Below are 461 nucleotides of genomic sequence, written 5' to 3' on the forward strand. Positions count from 1 at the left end.
AGGGTTGCCGAAACAATTGGTCTCGATGGCTTGACAATTAGTCTTCGCGGTACAAATGTTGCTACCTGGTTGAAAGATGATGGTTTAAAGTTGGATCCTGAAGTTCAGGCTATTGGATACACCACCTTGACTACGCCACCTGTTGAATCTTATACTGTAGGTGTTAACTTAAAATTCTAATGAAAATGAAAATAAAATATTTATTGTTAATGGTCCTGGGTTTTGGAGTCGCTACCTCATGTAGCGAAGAGGATCTCGATCCAACACTGGCGCAGGACAAAAGTATTGAAGCAAGTATTAATACTGTGAACGATTTAGAAGCAGTATTACTTGGAGCTTATGACCGTTTGACGTCATCTTCTTACTACGGAAGGGATTTCATCATTCTTGGAGAGGTGTTTTCTGATAATGCAACTTCTAATGCGAACTCTAACAGGTTTGTCCTTGAAGCAAGAATGGAT

Annotated in this window: 1 protein-coding gene and 1 pseudogene; both read left to right on the forward strand. The window is 39.7% G+C overall.

What is annotated here, in order from left to right; genetic code table 11:
- The coding region (locus tag HC175_RS18400) for a hypothetical protein (RefSeq protein ID WP_168139683.1) at positions 1 to 180 on the forward strand (180 nt) is incomplete at its 5' end.
- A 5-nt stretch (positions 181 to 185) separates the two neighbouring features.
- A pseudogene (locus HC175_RS18405) lies at positions 186 to 461 on the forward strand (RagB/SusD family nutrient uptake outer membrane protein); the annotation flags it as partial.

This window comes from Salinimicrobium oceani, assembly GCF_012037645.1.